Source organism: Streptomyces sp. NPDC054783 (assembly GCF_053611725.1).
Genome location: NZ_JBSHAY010000004.1, coordinates 245,621 through 263,467, shown reverse-complemented (window position 1 = coordinate 263,467; position 17,847 = coordinate 245,621). Strand labels below are relative to the sequence as shown.

The 17,847-nt window shown below is 71.5% G+C and carries 19 protein-coding genes, 1 tRNA gene and 1 pseudogene; 9 read left to right on the top strand and 12 right to left on the bottom strand.

All coding sequences use genetic code 11. The features are described from left to right. Positions 1–613: 613 nt before the first annotated feature. Entirely contained in the window at positions 614–1,195 is a 582-nt protein-coding gene (locus tag ACWGJ5_RS10755) for a TMEM165/GDT1 family protein (protein WP_453309380.1), read from the bottom strand. A gap of 397 nt (positions 1,196–1,592) precedes the next feature. Between ACWGJ5_RS10755 and ACWGJ5_RS10750 the strand changes: the two genes are divergently transcribed. Continuing rightward, entirely contained in the window at positions 1,593–2,237 is a 645-nt protein-coding gene (locus tag ACWGJ5_RS10750; protein ID WP_453309379.1) for an HNH endonuclease family protein, read from the top strand. A gap of 239 nt (positions 2,238–2,476) precedes the next feature. On the opposite strand, the gene ACWGJ5_RS10745 is transcribed toward ACWGJ5_RS10750, so the two are convergent. Continuing rightward, the gene (locus ACWGJ5_RS10745; RefSeq protein WP_228620495.1) at positions 2,477–3,088 is read right to left on the bottom strand and encodes a DedA family protein; all 612 of its coding nucleotides are present in this window, start codon (positions 3,086–3,088) and stop codon (positions 2,477–2,479) included. A 247-nt stretch (positions 3,089–3,335) separates the two neighbouring features. Here ACWGJ5_RS10745 and ACWGJ5_RS10740 point away from each other — a divergent pair, with 247 nt between their 5' ends. Then, complete coding sequence (locus ACWGJ5_RS10740) at positions 3,336–3,869, top strand: superoxide dismutase family protein (protein ID WP_453309378.1); 534 nt, start codon at positions 3,336–3,338, stop codon at positions 3,867–3,869. Between the two features lie 65 nt (positions 3,870–3,934). On the opposite strand, the gene ACWGJ5_RS10735 is transcribed toward ACWGJ5_RS10740, so the two are convergent. From ACWGJ5_RS10735 to ACWGJ5_RS10725, 3 genes and pseudogenes are all read right to left on the bottom strand, one after another. After that, entirely contained in the window at positions 3,935–4,390 is a 456-nt protein-coding gene (locus ACWGJ5_RS10735; RefSeq protein WP_453309377.1) for a DoxX family protein, read from the bottom strand. Positions 4,391–4,494: 104 nt separating this feature from the next. Continuing rightward, positions 4,495–4,913, bottom strand: a pseudogene (locus ACWGJ5_RS10730) (FAD/NAD(P)-binding protein); the annotation flags it as partial. A gap of 80 nt (positions 4,914–4,993) precedes the next feature. Next, positions 4,994–5,242, bottom strand: a complete 249-nt coding sequence (locus ACWGJ5_RS10725) for a DUF2277 domain-containing protein (protein ID WP_453309376.1) — start codon at positions 5,240–5,242, stop codon at positions 4,994–4,996. A 93-nt stretch (positions 5,243–5,335) separates the two neighbouring features. On the opposite strand from ACWGJ5_RS10725, the gene ACWGJ5_RS10720 reads away from it, so the two are divergent. Continuing rightward, complete coding sequence (locus ACWGJ5_RS10720; protein ID WP_453309375.1) at positions 5,336–6,235, top strand: ketopantoate reductase family protein; 900 nt, start codon at positions 5,336–5,338, stop codon at positions 6,233–6,235. A 76-nt stretch (positions 6,236–6,311) separates the two neighbouring features. Here ACWGJ5_RS10720 and ACWGJ5_RS10715 read toward each other — a convergent pair whose 3' ends face one another. Next, positions 6,312–6,461, bottom strand: a complete 150-nt coding sequence (locus tag ACWGJ5_RS10715; protein ID WP_453309374.1) for a hypothetical protein — start codon at positions 6,459–6,461, stop codon at positions 6,312–6,314. A gap of 249 nt (positions 6,462–6,710) precedes the next feature. Here ACWGJ5_RS10715 and ACWGJ5_RS10710 point away from each other — a divergent pair, with 249 nt between their 5' ends. Then, the gene (locus ACWGJ5_RS10710; RefSeq protein ID WP_228620100.1) at positions 6,711–7,052 is read left to right on the top strand and encodes a hypothetical protein; all 342 of its coding nucleotides are present in this window, start codon (positions 6,711–6,713) and stop codon (positions 7,050–7,052) included. A 35-nt stretch (positions 7,053–7,087) separates the two neighbouring features. On the opposite strand, the gene ACWGJ5_RS10705 is transcribed toward ACWGJ5_RS10710, so the two are convergent. After that, positions 7,088–7,159 (bottom strand) — tRNA-Val (locus tag ACWGJ5_RS10705). Positions 7,160–7,355: 196 nt separating this feature from the next. On the opposite strand from ACWGJ5_RS10705, the gene ACWGJ5_RS10700 reads away from it, so the two are divergent. The 4 genes from ACWGJ5_RS10700 to ACWGJ5_RS10685 all read left to right on the top strand — a co-directional run bounded on the left by ACWGJ5_RS10700 (position 7,356) and on the right by ACWGJ5_RS10685 (position 10,441). Then, positions 7,356–8,126 (top strand): DUF4097 family beta strand repeat-containing protein, encoded by a 771-nt coding sequence (locus ACWGJ5_RS10700; RefSeq protein ID WP_453309373.1) that lies wholly within the window; start codon positions 7,356–7,358, stop codon positions 8,124–8,126. 74 nt (positions 8,127–8,200) lie between these two features. Continuing rightward, the gene (locus ACWGJ5_RS10695) at positions 8,201–9,592 is read left to right on the top strand and encodes a hypothetical protein (RefSeq protein ID WP_453309372.1); all 1,392 of its coding nucleotides are present in this window, start codon (positions 8,201–8,203) and stop codon (positions 9,590–9,592) included. Positions 9,593–9,688: 96 nt separating this feature from the next. Then, positions 9,689–10,222, top strand: a complete 534-nt coding sequence (locus tag ACWGJ5_RS10690) for a DUF4383 domain-containing protein (protein WP_453309371.1) — start codon at positions 9,689–9,691, stop codon at positions 10,220–10,222. Positions 10,223–10,231: 9 nt separating this feature from the next. Beyond that, a complete protein-coding gene (locus ACWGJ5_RS10685) occupies positions 10,232–10,441 on the top strand; it encodes an FmdB family zinc ribbon protein (protein WP_453309370.1) in 210 nt (69 codons plus the stop codon). Here the strand turns inward: ACWGJ5_RS10685 and ACWGJ5_RS10680 are convergent. The 3 genes from ACWGJ5_RS10680 to ACWGJ5_RS10670 are packed head-to-tail and all read right to left on the bottom strand — an operon-like array spanning position 10,438 to position 14,863. Beyond that, positions 10,438–11,262 (bottom strand): HAD family hydrolase, encoded by an 825-nt coding sequence (locus tag ACWGJ5_RS10680; RefSeq protein WP_453309369.1) that lies wholly within the window; start codon positions 11,260–11,262, stop codon positions 10,438–10,440. The genes ACWGJ5_RS10685 and ACWGJ5_RS10680 overlap by 4 nt on opposite strands. After that, complete coding sequence (locus ACWGJ5_RS10675) at positions 11,262–13,700, bottom strand: phosphoribosyltransferase (RefSeq protein ID WP_453309368.1); 2,439 nt, start codon at positions 13,698–13,700, stop codon at positions 11,262–11,264. The genes ACWGJ5_RS10680 and ACWGJ5_RS10675 overlap by 1 nt, the downstream gene beginning before the upstream one ends. Beyond that, entirely contained in the window at positions 13,697–14,863 is a 1,167-nt protein-coding gene (locus ACWGJ5_RS10670) for an HpcH/HpaI aldolase/citrate lyase family protein (RefSeq protein WP_453309367.1), read from the bottom strand. Before ACWGJ5_RS10670 ends, ACWGJ5_RS10675 begins: the two co-directional genes overlap by 4 nt. A 187-nt stretch (positions 14,864–15,050) precedes the next feature. Between ACWGJ5_RS10670 and ACWGJ5_RS10665 the strand changes: the two genes are divergently transcribed. Next, positions 15,051–15,806, top strand: a complete 756-nt coding sequence (locus tag ACWGJ5_RS10665) for a TerD family protein (protein ID WP_453309366.1) — start codon at positions 15,051–15,053, stop codon at positions 15,804–15,806. A gap of 14 nt (positions 15,807–15,820) precedes the next feature. On the opposite strand, the gene ACWGJ5_RS10660 is transcribed toward ACWGJ5_RS10665, so the two are convergent. Further along, a complete protein-coding gene (locus ACWGJ5_RS10660) occupies positions 15,821–16,558 on the bottom strand; it encodes a TerD family protein (protein WP_453309365.1) in 738 nt (245 codons plus the stop codon). 142 nt (positions 16,559–16,700) lie between these two features. Next, a complete protein-coding gene (locus tag ACWGJ5_RS10655; RefSeq protein WP_453309364.1) occupies positions 16,701–17,840 on the bottom strand; it encodes a DUF475 domain-containing protein in 1,140 nt (379 codons plus the stop codon). Positions 17,841–17,847 lie beyond the last annotated feature (7 nt).

The following is a 17,847-nucleotide window of genomic DNA, read 5'->3' as shown; positions in this document are numbered from 1 at the left end:
CAAGGCGGCCCCGCCCGCCGGTCAGGGAAAACGGGCGGGAGCCACTTTGTTCCTCCACGGTACAAAACCCGAGGCACATTCCGCCACCACATTCCGAGAGGGTTCACCGAGCGTTCAACTCGGGCGGGGGTGGGGGCGGGGTGGCCGGGGGGCAGGGGCCGGGGCAGGGACAGGGGCCAAGGGCCAGGGCCGGGAACCAGGGCCGGGGGCCAGGGCCGGCGCCGGGAGCCAGGGGCCGGGGCCGGGGCCAGGGGCCGGGGGCCGGGGGCCGGGTCGTCGACCGTGGCCGTACGGGCGATCAGCGCGCCGGTCTCCGCAGGCGTCGCCCGCAGCCGCGTGCCAGCCCCGCCCCGCCCCAGCCCGACCCCGACGCCCGCCCTGATCCCTGGCCCCCGGCCCCCGGCCCCGCCTCGGCCGCAGGCCGGCCGGCACGGCGGCCGGGCTCGGGCTTGGGGCCAGGGCCCGGGTCAGGGCCGAGGCCGGGGCCAGGGCCAGGGATGGGCCTGGCGCCGGGGTCAGGGACGGAAGCCAGGGCCGGGCCCAGGGGAGACAGGGCCGAGGACCGGGGGCGGGGCCGGGTGCGGTCGGCGTTCACGAAGCGGGGGTCGGGGGCTCAGCCCGCTACCGCCTCGTACAGGCTCCACACACCGAGCGCGAGCATCAGCAGCGCGGCGATCTGTGTGATCAGCCGCAGCGGCACCTTCTTCATGAGGGCCTTTCCGCCGACGATGCCGAGTCCGGCGACGGCCCACAGACCGAGCACGGCGCCGAGACCGACGGAGACCGGGTCGTCATAGCGGGCGGCGAGGTTGGCGGTCATGATCTGGGTGAGATCGCCGAACTCGGCGACGAGGATCAGCATGAAGCCCGTACCCGCGACCCTCCAGAAGGACTGGTCGGCGGGCTTCTTGACCTCCTCCTCGCTCTCCCCCCTCTGCAGCAGCAGCATCGCGGCACCGCCGAGGAAGAGGACACCGGTGACGGCGTGCACGATCCGCTGGGGCAGCAGGGTCAGCACGCTGCCGGCCGCGACGGCCAGTACGACGTGCAGCAGGAAGGCGGCGGCGACACCGGCGAAGACGTAGCTCGCGCGGTAGCGGGTGCCGAGGACGAGGCCGGCGAGCGCGGTCTTGTCCGGCAGTTCGGCGAGGAAGATGACGCCGAAGACGAGCGCCGTCACGGTGATGCTGATCAAGGTTCCTCAATCGGTCGGGGCTGCCCCGCCGAGAGTGCGGTACGTCACACGATGACACCTCGGCACGGCAGCGCACTCGGTGTCCGTGTCGCGGGGACACGGACGTGCACTGCTTGCCGAAGGTCTCGCTGGCGGTCTCGAAAGACTCGAAGGTCCGCCTCCGGGCGCCGGCTCAGACTGGCTGAGCAGTATGTCGACGGTCCGGCGAAGAGCTACTCCCCTTCTGCGCTCCCCATCGTAAGGGATGCGAAGGTCGCACGCTTAAGCCTGCCGCAAGCCTTGGCATGACATGAACACGTCATTATTTTCTTACCGAGCGCTCACCCCACGGCAACACGACCTCGCGAGCATTCCCCCGCTCGCACCGAAAACCCCCACCCCGCAAGGGAGTTCACGCATGCCCAGGCTCTACGCGCGTCGACGGCTGAGCATACTCGCCGTTCTTACCGGACTCATAGCCTCCGTCGCCCTGTTCGCCTCCCCGAGCGCCTCCGCCGCCCTGCCCACGCCGGTCAGCGCCGCCACCGCCCGCAGCTACCTCTCCCAGCTCACCGTGGCCACCGAGAACCGCACCGGCTACCAGCGCTCCCTCTTCCCGACCTGGATCACCATCTCAGGCACCTGCAACACCCGTGAGTGGATCCTCAAGCGGGACGGCACGAACGTCGTCACCGACTCCGCCTGCACCGCCACCAGCGGCAGCTGGTACTCCCCGTACGACGGCGCGACCTGGACCTCCCCGTCCGACGTCGACATCGACCACCTCGTCCCGCTCGCCGAGGCCTGGGACTCCGGCGCGAGCAAGTGGACCACCGCACAGCGACAGGCCTTCGCCAACGACGTCACCCGCCCCCAGCTCCTCGCCGTCACCGACAACGTGAACCAGGCCAAGGGTGACCAGGACCCGGCGACCTGGGTCCCGTCCCGGTCCGCCTACGTCTGCACCTACGTCCGCGCCTGGGTTCAGGTGAAGTACTACTACGCCCTCTCGGTCGACTCCGCCGAGAAGACGGCACTGACGCACTACCTCGCGAGCTGCTGACCGATCCGCCGGGCGGCGCCAACCGAGACGTGCGGACGGCGCCGCTCCGGCGGGCGGCGAGGGCACGACCGCCCAATTCCAGCCCCTGCCCGAACGCCAACCCCTCGCGTCACCTTTCAGCCGACCGAGCCGGGTGGCGGGTGGGCACAGGTCCCCGGGGGTCCGGGGCGCGGAGCCCCCTGGTGCGGGCGCTGCGGCAAGCCGCACCGGACAGCGGCCGGCACCGAACAGCCGGCGGACTAGGCGGCCCGGCGCCGCATCAGGTACCCCGCCGCCGCGCCCGCGGCGAAAAGGGCCGCGAACGAGACACCCGTGGCCACCCATGTCGCACCGAGCCACTGCGCGCCGTAGTAGCCGAGGGCGACGCTGTAGGCGGCCCAGGAGAGGCCGGCCAGGGCGGACCAAGGGACGAAGTCGCGGGCCCGGCGGTGCGCGGCGCCGGCGCAGAAGGAGACGACCGACCGGCCCGCGGGGGCGAAGCGGGCGAGCACGACGAGCGCGCCACCACCCTGGGCCAGGGCATCGCCGAGACGTTCCTGCGCGGTGGTCAGCCGCCGGGAACGGGCTATCGCCCGGTCCAGCCGCGTACCGCCCCGCCAGGCCAGGCGGTACGCCACCAGATCGCCGAGGACCGAGGCGGTCGCCGCGGAGAGGATCAGGGCCAGGATGTCCGGCACGTCGTGCGGGACCCGGCCGGCCGCCGCGCCCGAGCCCGCCGCCGCTGCCGTACCCGCCGTGATGACGAGCACACCGCTCGGCAGCACTGGCACGAACACGTCAAGCAACACGGACACGGCCACCGCGGCATAGATCCACGGCCCGGCGGCCAGTGACCCCACATTCTCGAACACCACGACTCCCGTTGCTCCCCCGTTGACAGCCATACAGCGTACGCCGGGGGTGTGACAGGAGGGGCTTCGGGGGCGAATCGCAACTCGGGCGGGTCGCCGGAGGCTTCCGGGGCATCCCGCTCACCCGAACAGCGCAGGCTGTGCGGCGGAGCCCTGCCGCGTCCGTCGCAATGGAGAGAGGCCTGTCCGGAACATCAGGCACTCATCCGAACGAAACGGCGCAGAAGCGCAGAAAAAGGTGCACATCATGGTGGCAGCCATCTACGCCGGCACCCTCGCCGCAGCCCTGTTCGCGACCGGGACCGGAGGCACCGTCCATGGCTCCTCGCTGGAGACCTACGGCGTGTTCTCCTCACCCGCCACGACCGGCAAGTCGCAGGCGGTGGCGTACGACCAGAGCCTCGTCCCGGCGGGCGCCCTGGTCCAGGTCCGTCAGATCACCCGGCCGAGCGGTGCCACGACCGTCGAGCTGCGGGTGGCCGGCGTCGAACCCAACCATCTCTTCGGCGTCCACGTCCATCAGAAGGCCTGCGGCGCCGACCCCGCGGCCGCCGGCATGCACTACCAGAACAAGCCCGGCATGGACGCCGCCCACGTCAACAAGCAGAACGAGGTCTGGCTGGACTTCAAGTCCAACGCGAGGGGCAACGGCAGCGCCGTCGCCACGCACACCTGGGCCTTCCGGAAGGGTCAGGCGAGCTCGGTGGTGATCCACAGCAAGCCCGGCACCAAGGGGGCCCGGGCGGCCTGCCTCACCGTGCACTTCCGCGGAGCGTCGTAGGCAAGGGCCGGGCGGAGACCGGACGGCGCCCTTCCCCTCGTGGCGGGAAAGGGCGCCCTCTCGGATCAGGCGGCTATCGGGGTCTGCTCGGTGGCGGCCCGGCCGTCCGCGGCGGTGCGGCGGGCGACGAGCCGGTCGAGCCCGAAGGCGCCGGAGCCGGTGAAGACCAGCAGGAAGAAGGCCCAGCAGAACAGGACCGGCAGCTCGCCGCCGTTCTGGATGGGCCACAGCGCGGCCTGCTGGTGCACGTCGAAGTAGGCGTACGCCATCGAGCCCGAGGCGATCAGCGCGGCCCCGCGGGTGCCGAGGCCGAGCAGCACCAGGCCGCCGGCGACCAGCTGGATCACGGCCGCGTACCAGCCGGGCCAGGTGCCGGCCGGGATCGTGCCGCCCTGGGTGCCGACGGCGCCGCCGAGGACGCCGAAGAGGGACGCGGCGCCGTGCACGGTGAAGAGCAGGCCTACGACGATGCGGAAGAGCCCGAGGACATAGGGCTGAGCGGAGTTGAGACGTGCGGTCATGAGGGGGGGTTCTCCTCTTCGGTGTCGGTCGGGCCGGCCGGGGACGTCCAAGTGGCCGGTCGTGGGGGCGGCGGTACCGAACGAGGGACCCAGGTTAGGCCTGCCTAATCAATGCTTGCAAGTTCAACATTTGGCCATGGTTCCGGTTCCACTTGTGGATCCACTCCGGGAGAAGCAGCACACAGGGCGGCCCGCGCGACCGCACCGGCGTCCGAAAGCGTGACCGAATCCACACCCGACCGGGCCCCGCCGCGGTCACCCGGCGCGCACCTTCCGTGGGCACCCCGAAACGAACAGCCTTGCGTGGCCAGCTTTTTGACGGACCATCAGGTAACAGGACCGCTGCGTCACGTCCGCCCCCTCCCGTTTCGTAACCGTCCACCGGGTGCGGCCGGCGGCGGCCCCGCGCGAGCAGCCCGGCGAGCAACTCGTCGGCCGTGCAACGCAGATCGGGTTCCGGAAGCCGCGCCTCCATGAGAGTCGTCACACGGACGGCGGAGCCGGGCACGTCCGGCGAGGACACCCCGGTCGCGGGAAACGGAGGGCGCGTCTCACCATGCCCTCCGCGACCTCAACCCCCTTGCGGAGGCGTGAAGTCAACCGTTATCCGTCCTGTCGGACCGTGACGGCGGGCCGTACCGACTGCCCCCGCACCTCCAACCCCGCGAGCAGCTCCGCCGTGGCCTCGGCCACCGCGGCCACCGCGCGGTCGAAGACCTCGCGATTGTGCGCGGCGGGAGCGCGGAAGCCCGAGACCTTCCGTACGTACTGCAGCGCGGCGGCGTGGATGTCGTCCTCCGTGGCCTCATCGGGCAGCACGGGCGGACGCAGCGTCTTGATACTCCGGCACATGACCCCAGTCTCACGCACACCGCGCCACGGTGGGATGATCGCGCCGAAGGCGGCCACCGACTCCCGGGGCCGACCGACGAGAGGAACCTCCTCATGACCACCGAGAACACCGTGGCCGTGCTCGGCCCCGGCGGCACCGGCGGACTCCTCGCCGCCCTGCTCTCCCGCTCCGGCCACCGTGTGATCTGCCTGGCCCAGGAGCGTACCGCCGACACCCTGCGCCGTACCGGAATCACCGTCCGCAGCGCGCAGTTCGGCGAGTTCACCGCCCCGGTCGAGGCGGACACCGAGCTGCGCGAACCGGTGGACGCCTGCCTGATCGCCGTCAAGCACACCGCGCTGGACGCCGCGCTCACCCGGGTGCCGCCGGAGGCCCTGGGCGACGCCCTGGCCGTACCGCTCCTGAACGGCGTCGAGCACCCCGCCGCCCTGCGCGCCCGCTACCGTCCCGACCGGGTCGCCCCGGCGGTGATCCGCGTGGAGTCCACCCGTGTGGCTCCGGGGGTGATCGAACACGGCAGCCCGTTCACGGAGATCGACCTGGCCGGGGACGCCGTACCCCGCCCCCGTCTCGACGGCCTCGCGGCCACGCTCGTCTCCGCCGGTGCGACGGCCCGTGTGGTCGAGGACGAGACGGCGGCGCTGTGGGCCAAGATGGCCTTCCTCGCCCCCTTCGCCCTGCTCACCACCCGGTACGGTCTCCCGCTCGGCGAAGCCCGCACGCTGCACCGCGAGGAGCTGGAGTCCCTGGTCGCCGAGACCACCGCGGTCAGCCGCGCCTGCGGCGCCCCCGCCGACCCGGCCCAGGCGCTGGCCCGGTACGACGCCTTCCCGCCCGGCGCGAAGTCGTCCATGCAACGCGATGCGGAGACGGGCCGCCCGCTCGAACTCGACGCCATCGGCGGCGCGCTGCTCCGCGCGGCCGACCGGCACGGCGTCCCGGTGCCGGTGACGGCCCGCATGGTGGCCGAACTGCGCGCCGCCGGTCACTGAGGGCCCTGGTCGGCTCAGTGGGTCAGCAGCCACTGAGCCGACACCGGACGCTCCGCGGCGAGCCCGCCCGCGGTGATCAGCACCGGGCGAGGGAACCCCAGGAGACGGCGGCGAGCGGCACCGGCAGGACCGCGCCGAGCGGGACGGCCCGGGCGGCGTGGGCGCGGGCGCAGAAGACCACCCCCGAGTCGACGGACTCCCTCGACCCACCCCCGAGTTGACGCACTCCCCCGCCGCGAGCCCCAGGACCGGCAGGGCCGGCCCGACAACGGCGCAGCCCACCCGCGACGAGCGCGTGGAGCAGGCCGATCACCATGTGCACCGGGCGCTGCACACGGCGCTCGGGAGCCCGGCGGCGCGGGCCGGTGTTGCGAACCGGTCCCGGCCGACGCCCGGGCCACCCGTTCGGCTGAACCTCCCCGGAACCCCAGGAACGAACTCGCCCCTCAAAATCGAACAGGCGTAGCATTGGCGTGTGGCTACGACCTATGAATTCCCCAGTGACCTCCTCGCCGGTCAGGAGGAGCTGCATCAGGTCCGGGCCGAGCTGTCGGCCCTGCTCAAGCGGCTGCCCTGGTCGGTGGAGCCGCTGGACGGTTTCAGCGACGACACCGGCTGGCGGAAGGTGGAGCGGCCCGCGTCCCCGGGCTGGACGGCGGACGAACAGGCCGAGGTGGAGAAGCTGCGCCGCCGCGAGCACGAACTCGCGGTCTTCGTCAGCACCCACCGCTTCTGGGCCGAGGTCGCGGCAGCGGACCGCATGGACGCCCGCACCAGGCTGAAGCACGCGCACAAGCAGGACACCGAGGAGGAATGACGAAGCCCCCGGCCACAGGGCCGGGGGCTCGACTGTGGGCGCGGACGGTTTCGAACCGCCGACATCCTGCTTGTAAGGCAGGCGCTCTACCCCTGAGCTACGCACCCGGACACCCGGGCAGCGCGCCCAGGACGAGTCGACAGCCTACCTTGCCGGGACCGGTGCACCGCAAACCCGTAACGCCGGGCCACGGGCCGTTCACGGGGGTTAACCCCACCCCCGGTTCGGGAGCAGTCCTCATCGCCCCGCCCACCCCGGCTCGCCTACGGTCCTCGCAGACCGAATCCCAGGGGGAGTTCCCGCATGAGCCGTTCCGTTCCAGTCCGCGCCGCCGCCATGGCCGTCGTCGCCGGCGTGCTCGTCGCGGGCGTCAGTGCCTGCGGCGCCGACGCCAGTGACGACACCCGTCCCGACCACCGTTCCTTCGCCCTGCACGGCCGCACCCTCACGATCGACTCCGACGACTCCGCCCTGGAGGTCGTCGCCACGGACTCCGCCAAGCCCGGCACCGTCGACGTGACCCGGTGGTTCCAGGGATCCGTCGTCGTCGGCCACAGCCCGACGGCCCGGTGGTCCTTCCAGGACGACCGGCTGGTGCTGCGCGTGCACTGCTCGGGGCTCATCGCCGACTGCTCGGCCAGGCACCGGATCGAGGTGCCGCACGGGATCAGCGTGAAGATCGACAACGCCGACGGAAGCGTACGGGCGCACGGGTTCAGGGATCCGCTGAGCATCGACACCAGCGACGGCGCCGTACGCGTCACCGACTCCAGCGGGCCGCTCGACCTGAAGTCGGCCGACGGTTCGCTGCGCGCCGACGTCTCCTCCCGCCGGGTGAAGGCGGACTCCAGCGACGGCTCCGTACAGGTCCAGCTGTCCGGCGTGCCCGACCTGGTGGACGCCTCCAGCACCGACGGCGCCGTCACGGTCGTCCTGCCCAAGGCCGCCTACCGGGTGTCGGCCGGTGCCGACGACGGCACGGTCTCGGTGTCCGTGCCCCGCGACAGCAACAGCGCGCACCGGGTCTCGGCCCACTCCTCGGACGGGAAAGTGACTGTCCGTACGGCGAACTGACCGGCCCGTGTGTTCGTCTACAACGGGTGGGAGAATGACACCACCCACGGCGGACCACAGCACGGGAGAGGGATGTGACGGCGACACCGGGCACGCCAGCGACGCGGTCGTACCCGCCGTCGACCGTCCGGGCCCGGTCCGGGTCCACGGCCCTGCGCGACACCCTCACCCTGCTGAGCCTGCCGGTGCTGGCCGCGCTCGCCCTGCCCGCCGCGTTCGCCGGCGGCGGCACCCGGCGCTGGTTCGGCGGCCGGGCGGAGAGCCAGCGGGCCGAGGCGCAGGCGGCGAAGGACGCCGCGGCGGCCGCGTTCTACGAACTGGACACCGCCCAGCGCGACCTGCGGATCTCCATAGAGACGATCACGGCCGTGGACGACTCGCCCGCCGCCCGGCGGGCCGTGACCGACTTCGAGGCGCTCGGGCGGCGGATCGACGAGGTCAGCCAGCGCTACATCCAGGCCGTCGACGCCCATGACCTGGACCGGGACGACCTGGAGGCCGCCGCGGCCGCCCGGGCGCGCGCGGAGCTGACGTCCGCCAGGGACGAGCTGGTCCGGGTCAAGCAGGAACTGGACCGTTTCGGCAGCTCGCTCGGGCCGCTGCTCGGCACGGCCGAGACCCAGCTGGCCCGGCTGGCGCCCGCCGTGGAGCGGGCCCGGCAGGCGCTGCTGGGCGCGAGCAACGCCCTGGACGCCGTACGGGAGAGGGGCCTGCGGGCCGATGACCTGGCCGGCCGGCTCGCCGCGCTGTCGCCGGAGCTGACCAGGCTGAACCAGGGCGCCGGGCAGCACGGGGTGGCGCAGACCCTGGAGCGGGCCGAGCGGGTGCAGCGGGAGGCCGGTGCGATCCGGGCCGAGGCGGAGCGGCTGCCGGAGAAGGCCGCCGAGATCGACCACCGGCTGGTCAGCCTGCGCACCCGCGCGCAGGCGCTCACGACCAGGGCCGGGCAGGTGGACCCGGTGCTGAGCGAGCTGCGGCGCCGGTTCGCCGCCGCCTGCTGGCAGGACCTGCAGCATGTCCCCGAGCAGGCCACGGAGAACGTACGGCAGGCCGAGCTGAAGCTCCGCGAGGCCCAGGCCGCGCGGGACGCCCAGCGCTGGCCGGACGCCACCTCGCTGCTGTCGACGGTACGGGCCCTGCTGAACGCCACCGACGAGGCCGTGTCGGCCGCCGGGGACCGCCTTGCCCGGCTGAACGCCGTACAGAAGGATCCGCAGGCCGAGATCGAGCGCACCCGGTTCGCGATCCGGGACGCCCAGCGGCTGGCCATGACGGGCCGTACGACCCCCGATCCCCGGCATGCCCGGCCACTGGACGACGCGGTGACCCGGCTGGAGCGGGCGATCGGTTCGCTGGCGGAGGGCCGGCACCCCGACTTCTGGCACTTCCTGACCGAGACGGATGCGGTGCGGCAGACGGCCGCTCGGGTGGTGGCGCAGATTCGTGAGGAGCGCGGGGGGCACTGAGGGGCCCGCCGTAGGGGTATGTGTGTTGCCGCGTGGGTCGGGCAGGCGGATATTGGGTGGACGGATGGCCTCCGCTAGCGCCCGAGGGAGGCGGATATGGCCACACACGCTGAGCACACGACGCCGCGACGGCGGATCCGGTTCGACGAGCACCTGCCCGTCGACCATCGGCTGAACACGGTCTACCGGATCGGCGCGGGCGTGATCGGCGCGTTCCTCGTCGCGTTCGGCATCCTGGGTCTGGTCGACCACATCGGCTTCTTCGACACCGGTGGTAACACGGTCGCCGGGCTGAACAGCAACGGGACGCTGAGCGTGCTGTCCGTCGTCGTCGGGGCGATCCTGCTCGTCGGCATGGTGATCGGCGGGAACGTGGCGTCCACGCTGAACATGGTCTTCGGGGTGCTGTTCCTCCTGAACGGCTTCCTGAACCTCTCCCTGCTGGACACCGACTACAACTTCCTGGCGTTCAAGATCCAGAACGTGTTCTTCAGCTTCGTCGTGGGCCTGCTGCTGATGACCTTCGGCATGTACGGCCGAGTCGGTTCGACCCTTCCGCACGACAACCCCTACTGGCGGGCACGCCATCCCGAACCGGGCACGCTGCCCGGCAAGGAGGAAGAGCACTAATCTGTGCGCATGCCTCGCTACGAGTATCGCTGCCGCACCTGCGGCGACACGTTCGAACTGAGCCGTCCCATGGCCGAGTCCGCCGCCCCCGCGTCATGCCCCGCGGGGCATGACGACACGGTCAAGCTGCTGTCCACCGTGGCGGTGGGCGGTACGGCCTCCGTTCCGGCGCCGGCCGGGGGCGGCGGTGGCTGTTGTGGCGGAGGGTGCTGCGGTTAGTCGCCTGCCGGGGTTGCGGTGCGGCTCGCCTTCAGGAACTCCCGTACTATCCGCTCCCCTGCCAGGACCCCCCGCTCCGGAAGTACCGCGACCTGGGGCGCGGCCCAGCCCGCGTCCGCCAGTTCGCCGTGGCCGGGGCGCCAGCCCCGGTCGGCGGCGAGGAGGAGGTCGGCGTCCAGGAGGGAGTCACCCGCCGCCAGCGTCAGCTCCGCGCCGGTTCGGCGGGCGATCTCATGGACGGCCGCGCTCTTGGTGAGCGGCTTGGGGACAGCGTAGATCTTGCGGCCCTGCAGCGAGACGGTCCAGCCGCGGTTCTCCGCCCATACCGCCAGCTCCTTCGCCCAGTCCTCGGGCAGCAGCTCGCGCTCGATGACGAGGTAGGTGAACAGGTCCTCGGCGATGCGGTGCTTGCGTACCCAGGCCGGGTCCGCCGAGCGCATCAGATGCTCGTGGACCTCGGCCAGCGGCGCGCACTCGTCGGCGAGCCGGGCGAGCACACCGGCGTGCCAGTCGGCGTCCGTCACGCCGTCGACCAGCAGATGGCCGCCGTTGGCGCAGATCGCGTACTTCGGGGGCGGGCCGGGCAGGTTGATCCGCTGGTACTGCTTGCGCGTCCGGGTCGTCGTCGGGACGAAGACGGCCGTGTCGCCGAGGTCGGTCAGCAGCTGGGCCGCCGTCTCGGTCATGTAGGAGAGCGGCTTGGCCTCGTGCACCTCCACACAGAGCAGCCGGGGCGCCCGCGCGTCCGGCATGGTCAGCGCGAGGGCCGCCGAGGAGTAGATCAGCGTGCGGTCGAGGTCGCTCGCCACCAGCACCGGCATCAGACGTTCACCGCCTTGCCGTCGGCGCCCGTGGCACCGCGCGTGTACTTGGGGTGGATCAAGCCGACGCAGGTGTACGGCAGCTCGCCGACCTCCTCGACGGGGACTCCCCTCTGCTCGGCGAGCATGCGCACGTGGTCGAGGTCTGCGCCGGCCCCTGCGCGGGCCAGGATCTTCCAGGGCACCCGGCGCAGCAGCACCCGGGTGGTCTCGCCGACGCCGGGCTTGACGAGGTTCACGTCGTGGATGCCGTACTCCTCGCTGATCCGCTCGACCGCCCGCCAGCCGGCCCAGGTCGGGTCGCGGTCCTCGGCCATCAGCTCCTTGACCGCGGTGTCGACGGTGTCGGCGACCTCCGGGAAGCGGGCGCAGACGGCGTCCAGGAAGGCCACGGAGACGTCGGCGCCGGCGAGTTCGCGGTAGAACTTCGCGCCGTGGAAGTCGTCCGGGCCGACCAGGTCCGCGCGGAGCACCGTACGGGAGATCAGGCCGGAGACGGTCGAGTTGAGGCACGCGGAGGGTATGAGGAAGTCCTCGCGGGTGCCGTAGGTGCGTACGCAGGAGCCCGGGTCGGCTAGTACGGCGATCTCCGGGTCGAAGCCGGTGATGCCCTCCTTCGCCTCGAACTCCTCGATGGCCTGGGCGAGTTCGCGGGTGATGGCGCCCTTGCCGGTCCAGCCGTCGACGAACACCACGTCCCGCGGGTCGTGGTGGGCGGCGAGCCAGCGCAGCGCGTTGGCGTCGATGCCCCGGCCGCGCACGATCGACACCGCGTAGTGCGGCAGGTCGAGGCCGTGCCGGAACCGGGCCCAGCGGCGCATCAGGATGCCGACCGGGGTGCCCGCGCGGGCGAGCGAGACCAGCACCGGGCGCGGCGACCGCTCGGCGATCACGGCCTCGGTCACCACGCCCACCGCCTGGGCGATCCGGGCGGCGGAGACGTCGAGGGCCGCGTGGAACAGCTGCTGGTACTGCTCGCTCGGCTGGTACTCCACCGGCAGCGACTCGGCGTAGTGCGCGCCACCGCTCTGGATGGCCTCCTCGCGCTCCTCGGTCGGCGCCTCCAGCGTGACGTCGGAGAGGTCCTGGAGCAGCCAGCCGACCTCCTCGGGGGCGTAGCTGGAGAACGCGGGGCCGCGGAGGGGCTCGGGCAGCATGGCCGGCCTTTCGGAAGCGTGCGGGACGTACGAGGGGACGACCGCGAGCAGGACGTGCGGGGTGTGGGCGGCGAGGCGGCCCAGCAGGCCGTCGGAGGCGTGCAGGGCGGGGGTGTCGGCGACGGAGTCGACCACGGCCACGACGGCGTCGAAGCCGCCCCCTGCGACGTTGTAGGCGTACCTCTCGCCGGGGCCATCGGCCGGGTCGTCGTGGGCGGGGAAGACCAGTCGGGTGCGGATCGCGTACCCGGGGTCGTCCAGCGCGAGGACGGGCGAACGGGTGGTGGTGGAGAAGCGCACCTCGACGTCCGTGACCTGCTCCAGCTCGCGTGCGAGGCGCAGGGGGGCGTACATCAGCTCCTCGAAGCCGAGGACGAGGACGCGCCGGGAGCCGGGGGGCAGGGCGCCGCCTATTCGGGCCGCCATCTCGGGCAGCGCGGCTTCGAGGCGGGCACGGTGAGCGGGGGTGAAGCCGTGCCGGCCGCCGTCGGGGAGGCCGGTGGGCCAGTGGAGCTCGACCCGGCCGACACGACCGTACGACGGCTCGGGCGAGCCGTGCCGCCGGTCATGCTCGGCGACCAGCCGCTGCCCCTTGTCCAACACACCCTCCGGCAGCCGTACGGTCCCGGAGGCAGCGGCGATCAGGTCCAGCCGGGCGCCGATCTCGGTGGCGAATCGATCCATCCGGTCGGCGTCCTCGGGCGAGCGCATGTCGACCAGGGCGACCACCACGTAACGCTTGCGCGGATAGCGTTCGTGCAGCTCACGGATGGTGTTCAGGACCGTGTTCCCGGTGGAGAACTCGTCGTCGACCAGGACCAGCGGACCATCTCCGGTCAGCAGGCCGGGATCCTCGGGGAGCAGCAGGTGGGAGGTGGCGTGCGAGTGGCTCTCCTCGAAGCCGCCCGCACGGGCGACCCCGGCCACCGGCCGACGGGTGGAGTGCAGATACGGCGCGGCACCGAGCCCGTCGGCCACGGCGTGGCCCAGCCCCGTCGCGGTCTCCGCGTAACCCAGGACCACGGCACCGGCGGCCTCGGCCTCACCGAGCAGTTCGTGGACGCGTCGGCCCAGGCGGTGGCCATGGCCGTACACCACCGTCGGCGACTGCGGAACATGCTTGCCGAGCACGTTGGACACCAGCAGATGGGCCCGCTTGGGATTGCGCCGCAGGGCGAGACCGAGCAGGGCCCGCAGGCCGTCGTCCCCCACGAGTTCGACCCCGAGCCGCTCGGCGACCCAGCTGCCGGACCAGACCCCGTCGTTCACTTCGTTCCTCATGCGTTCATTCCCGCGGCGAGCAGCTCCACGAAGCCGACGTCCTCGTGGGCCACACCGAAGACCTCGGCGCGCAGCAGGGTCCGCTCGGCCCAGGCGCGGTGCGGCTTCACCTCGTTCATCTTGTTCGTGTAGGCCGACCGGAGTACACCCCCGCCGCCGCGTTCCGGCCGCAGTATGTCCTGGGCGTCGCTGTACTCCTCGTGGCTGACCACGGACAGCGCGTGGACGGGCAGCACGTGGGAGGGGTGGATGCAGGTCTTGCCGAGCAGGCCGTTGGCCTGGTCGAGGGAGATCTCCCGCAGCAGTCCGTCCATGGCGTGCTCGATCAGCTTCTCGCGCAGCTCGACGGCCTGCACCTCCAGGAAGGGGCTCTGCCTCAGCTGTGGCTTGAACATGCGCTCGGGGACCCGGAAGTACTCCCACACGGGCCCTGTCACGGTGAATCCGGTGCCGTCGGCCCGGCCCAGCATGTTCACGACGTCGGCGATCACCGAGGCGACGATCTGCACGTCGTAGGCGGTCATGTCGGGGGCGCGGCGCAGGCCGTAGGAGGAGCAGAAGTCGGTCACGCCGAGGCGCAGCGCCAGCACCCGGTCGCGGTACTTGTCGACCGCGCGGGCTATGCCCTCCAGGGTGTCCACGCGGGACTCGCGGTAGAGCAGCTCGGGGGACTCCAGGACGGGCATGGCGAACAGCCGACGCCCGCTGAGCGCCTCGGCGGCCGTCAGGGCCTCCAGGAAGGGGATGCCGCGCTCCTCGGTGAACTTGGGCAGCACGAAGCCGGACAGCAGCCGCACGGACGGGCCGAGACGCCGTACGAGGTCGGGTATCTGCTCGGGGGTGCGTACCCGGATGAAGAGCAGCGGTGGCTCGACGCCGGGACGGGCGGCCAGTGCGGCGAACTGCCGGACGAGGTTCTCCTCGCCGGCCACCACCTCCGCGTCGTCGATCGAGTCCTCCAGGCACAGCACCATCGAGACCACGCCGTTCCCGGCCTGCTTGACGATGTCGTCGGCGAGCCGCGGCCGGGTGGCCGGGCTGTACAGGGTGGCGCCGAGGGCGGCGGCAAGCAGCCTGGCCGGAGAGTCGGCGGTGAACGCGCACGGCTCCCGGTGGAAGAGGCGCTGCCGCACCTCGGGGGCGATGTGCCCGAAATGACGCATAGAACTCCCCAAGGGCTCGAGCCCGAGTCTCAGTGTTCGGTAAAGGGTGGCCGGTAATAGTACGTAGGGATCCATGTCAGAGGTTCCCTGTGGGCATGAATTTCCGGTAACTCGCCCATGTCGGCGGCGCACTGGGACACCACCCCCCGCATTGTCGTGACCAGGACCGAGAAGGCAGGATGACCGCATGACGCACGCGATGCTGAAGGGGTCGAACGTCCCGCTGGAAGCCGGCACGGTCCGCGCCGTGCTGCGCTGGGCGCCCGGGCAGGGGGTCCCGGACGTGGACGCCTCGGCGCTGCTGCTGGGCCCCGACGGCCGTGTGCGCTCCGACGAGGACTTCGTCTTCTACAACCAGCCCCGGCACCCCTCCGGAAAGGTGTGGCGGCTGGGCAAGAAGCGCGTCGCCGAGGGGCTGACCGACACCATCCAGTCGGACCTGCCCGGCGTCGAGCCGGACGTCGGCCGCATCGTGCTGGTGGCGTCCGCGGACGGGATCACCTTCGACCGGGTGCCGGCGCTGTGCATCCTGCTGTACGACGCCGCGGTCGCCGACGCCGAGCCACTGGCCCGGTTCGAGATCAAGCCGGAGACGGGTGCGGAGACGGCGCTGATCTGCGGTGAGCTGTACCGGCGCGGGGAGGGCTGGAAGTTCCGCGCGCTCGGCGAGGGGTATTCGAACGGGCTGAAGGGGCTCGCCACCGACTTCGGTATCTCGGTGGACGAGTCGGAGGTGGAGGAACCGAGCTCTTCGCAGCCGTTGCCTCCGGAGCAGCCGACGTCCGCCGTGCCGCAGCAGCCGCCCGCGTACGGCTATCCGCAGCCGACGTCGGCTCCGCCGGCGTACGGCTACCCTCAGCCGGTGCCGGTGCCGGTGGCTGTGGGGCCGGTGGATCCGAACTTCCGGCTGCCTCCGCAGGGGCCGCAGTTCATCGGTCGGTGAGCCGGCCTACCGGTTCAGCGATCCGCCTTCGTCTTGTAACCCCTGCCCCACTGCAACCCCCACCCGTACAACCGGTCCAGCTCCCCCTGGAAGCCGTACACGAACTTCACCTCACGGCGGACGACCAGTTCGCCCTTGACGTTCTCGATCATCACCACCGCGCAGGAGCGGGCCTGGGGGTGGCGTTCGTCGAGGCCTATCTCGATGCGGGGGCCGTTGCTGGGGTACAGGGTGACGACGGCGTGTGTGCGGTCGAAGGCCGGGGTCTGGTCGTAGATGTAGACGAAGACCAGCAGGCGCTTGATGGCGTCGCGGTGGTCGAGGTTGATGTACATCGTCTCGCCCGACGCCGAACCGAACCGGTCGTCGCCGCTGAGCTTTATGTACGGCGGTGCGTTGACGTCGCCGAGGTAGTTGCCGAGCGGCTGGACGACGCCCTTGGTGCCGTCGGTCAGTTCGTACAGGCAGCCCAGGTCCAGGTCGACGTTGACCATGCTCTGGCCGTGGCCGAGGACCTCCGGTGGCTTGAGGGCCCTGAAGGGGTGCCGGAAGAGGCTGGTGCGCTGGTTGCTGTCGAAGTCGGAGGTGCGCATCCGCCAGGCGAGGTTGATGCGCAGGTGGCCGGTGGCCGCGTCCTGCTTGGTGAGGGACACCGTCTGGTGCCGCCTGGTCAGTTCGATGGAGTTCGTCGAGGCGTTGCCCGCGTCGAATTCGGCGGCGCTGGCGCCCCGCAGCCCGTCGAAGAATCCCATTCCCGCCCCCAGGTGCTCATGTACTCGTCCACAACGCCGTCGGGGCGGCCGACCGCGTCGGCCGCCCCGATTCAGAGCGTTCCTCGCCGGGCGGGGTGTCACACCCCGTCACAGCCCGGATCTGTCCCGTAGGGGACCCGGCTCACACCCCTGAGGAGACCTCGGCCTTCTCGTCGGTGCCCTCGCCCTCGGCCGCCAGTGCGCGGTTGCGGCGGACGGAGGACCAGAAGGACAAGGCGATCAGGACGACGCCGACGAGACCGGTGATGACCTCGTTGATCTCGTACTGGATGGTGACCATGAGGATCACGGCCAGGGCGCCGATGGCGTAGTGGGCGCCGTGCTCCAGGAAGACGTAGTCGTCGAGGGTGCCCTGGCGGACCAGGTAGACCGTGAGGGAACGGACGTACATCGCGCCGATGCCGAGGCCGAGGGCCATCATCACGATGTCGTTGGTGATGGCGAAGGCGCCGATCACGCCGTCGAAGGAGAAGGACGCGTCCAGTACCTCGAGGTACAGGAACATGAAGAACGCGGCCTGGCCGGCCAGCAGCACCGCCGACTTCTTCTTGCCGGTGCGAACGGCCTCTTCCTCCTCCTCGTGTTCGCGCTCCTCCTCTTCCTCGAGCCGGTCCTCGAAGTAGCCCGAAAGACCGCCGACGATCATGTAGGTGATCAGGCCGGCGATGCCGGCGATCAGGACCGTCTGGGCCTTGTCGACGTGGGCGCCGCCGTGCTGGTGGGCGTGGGTGGCGAAGGTGAAGGAGGTGATCAGCAGGACGATCAGGGCGATGCAGACCGCCAGCATGTCGACCTTGCCGAGCTTGGCCAGCGGGCGCTCCAGCCACTGCAGCCACTGGATGTCCCGGTCCTCGAAGATGAAGTCCAGGAAGATCATCAGCAGGAACATCCCGCCGAACGCGGCGATCGCCGGGTGCGCGTCGGTGACCAGCTGCTGGTAGCGGTCCTTGTCGGTGAGGGCCAGGTGGACCGCGTCGTAGGGGTTGAGCTTGGCGGTCATGGCGACGATCACGACGGGGAAGACCAGCCGCATGCCGAACACCGCGATGAGAACGCCGACCGTGAGGAAGATCTTCTGCCAGAAGGCGTTCATCTTCTTCAGGATGCCGGCGTTGACCACCGCGTTGTCGAAGGACAGCGAGATCTCGAGGACGGCGAGGATCGCCACGACGCCGAAGGCCTCCCACCCCCCGTAGAAGACCGCGGCGACCAGGCCGAGCGCGGTGATCGCGAACGACCAGCCGAAGGTTTTCAGAAGCACTGGCTAC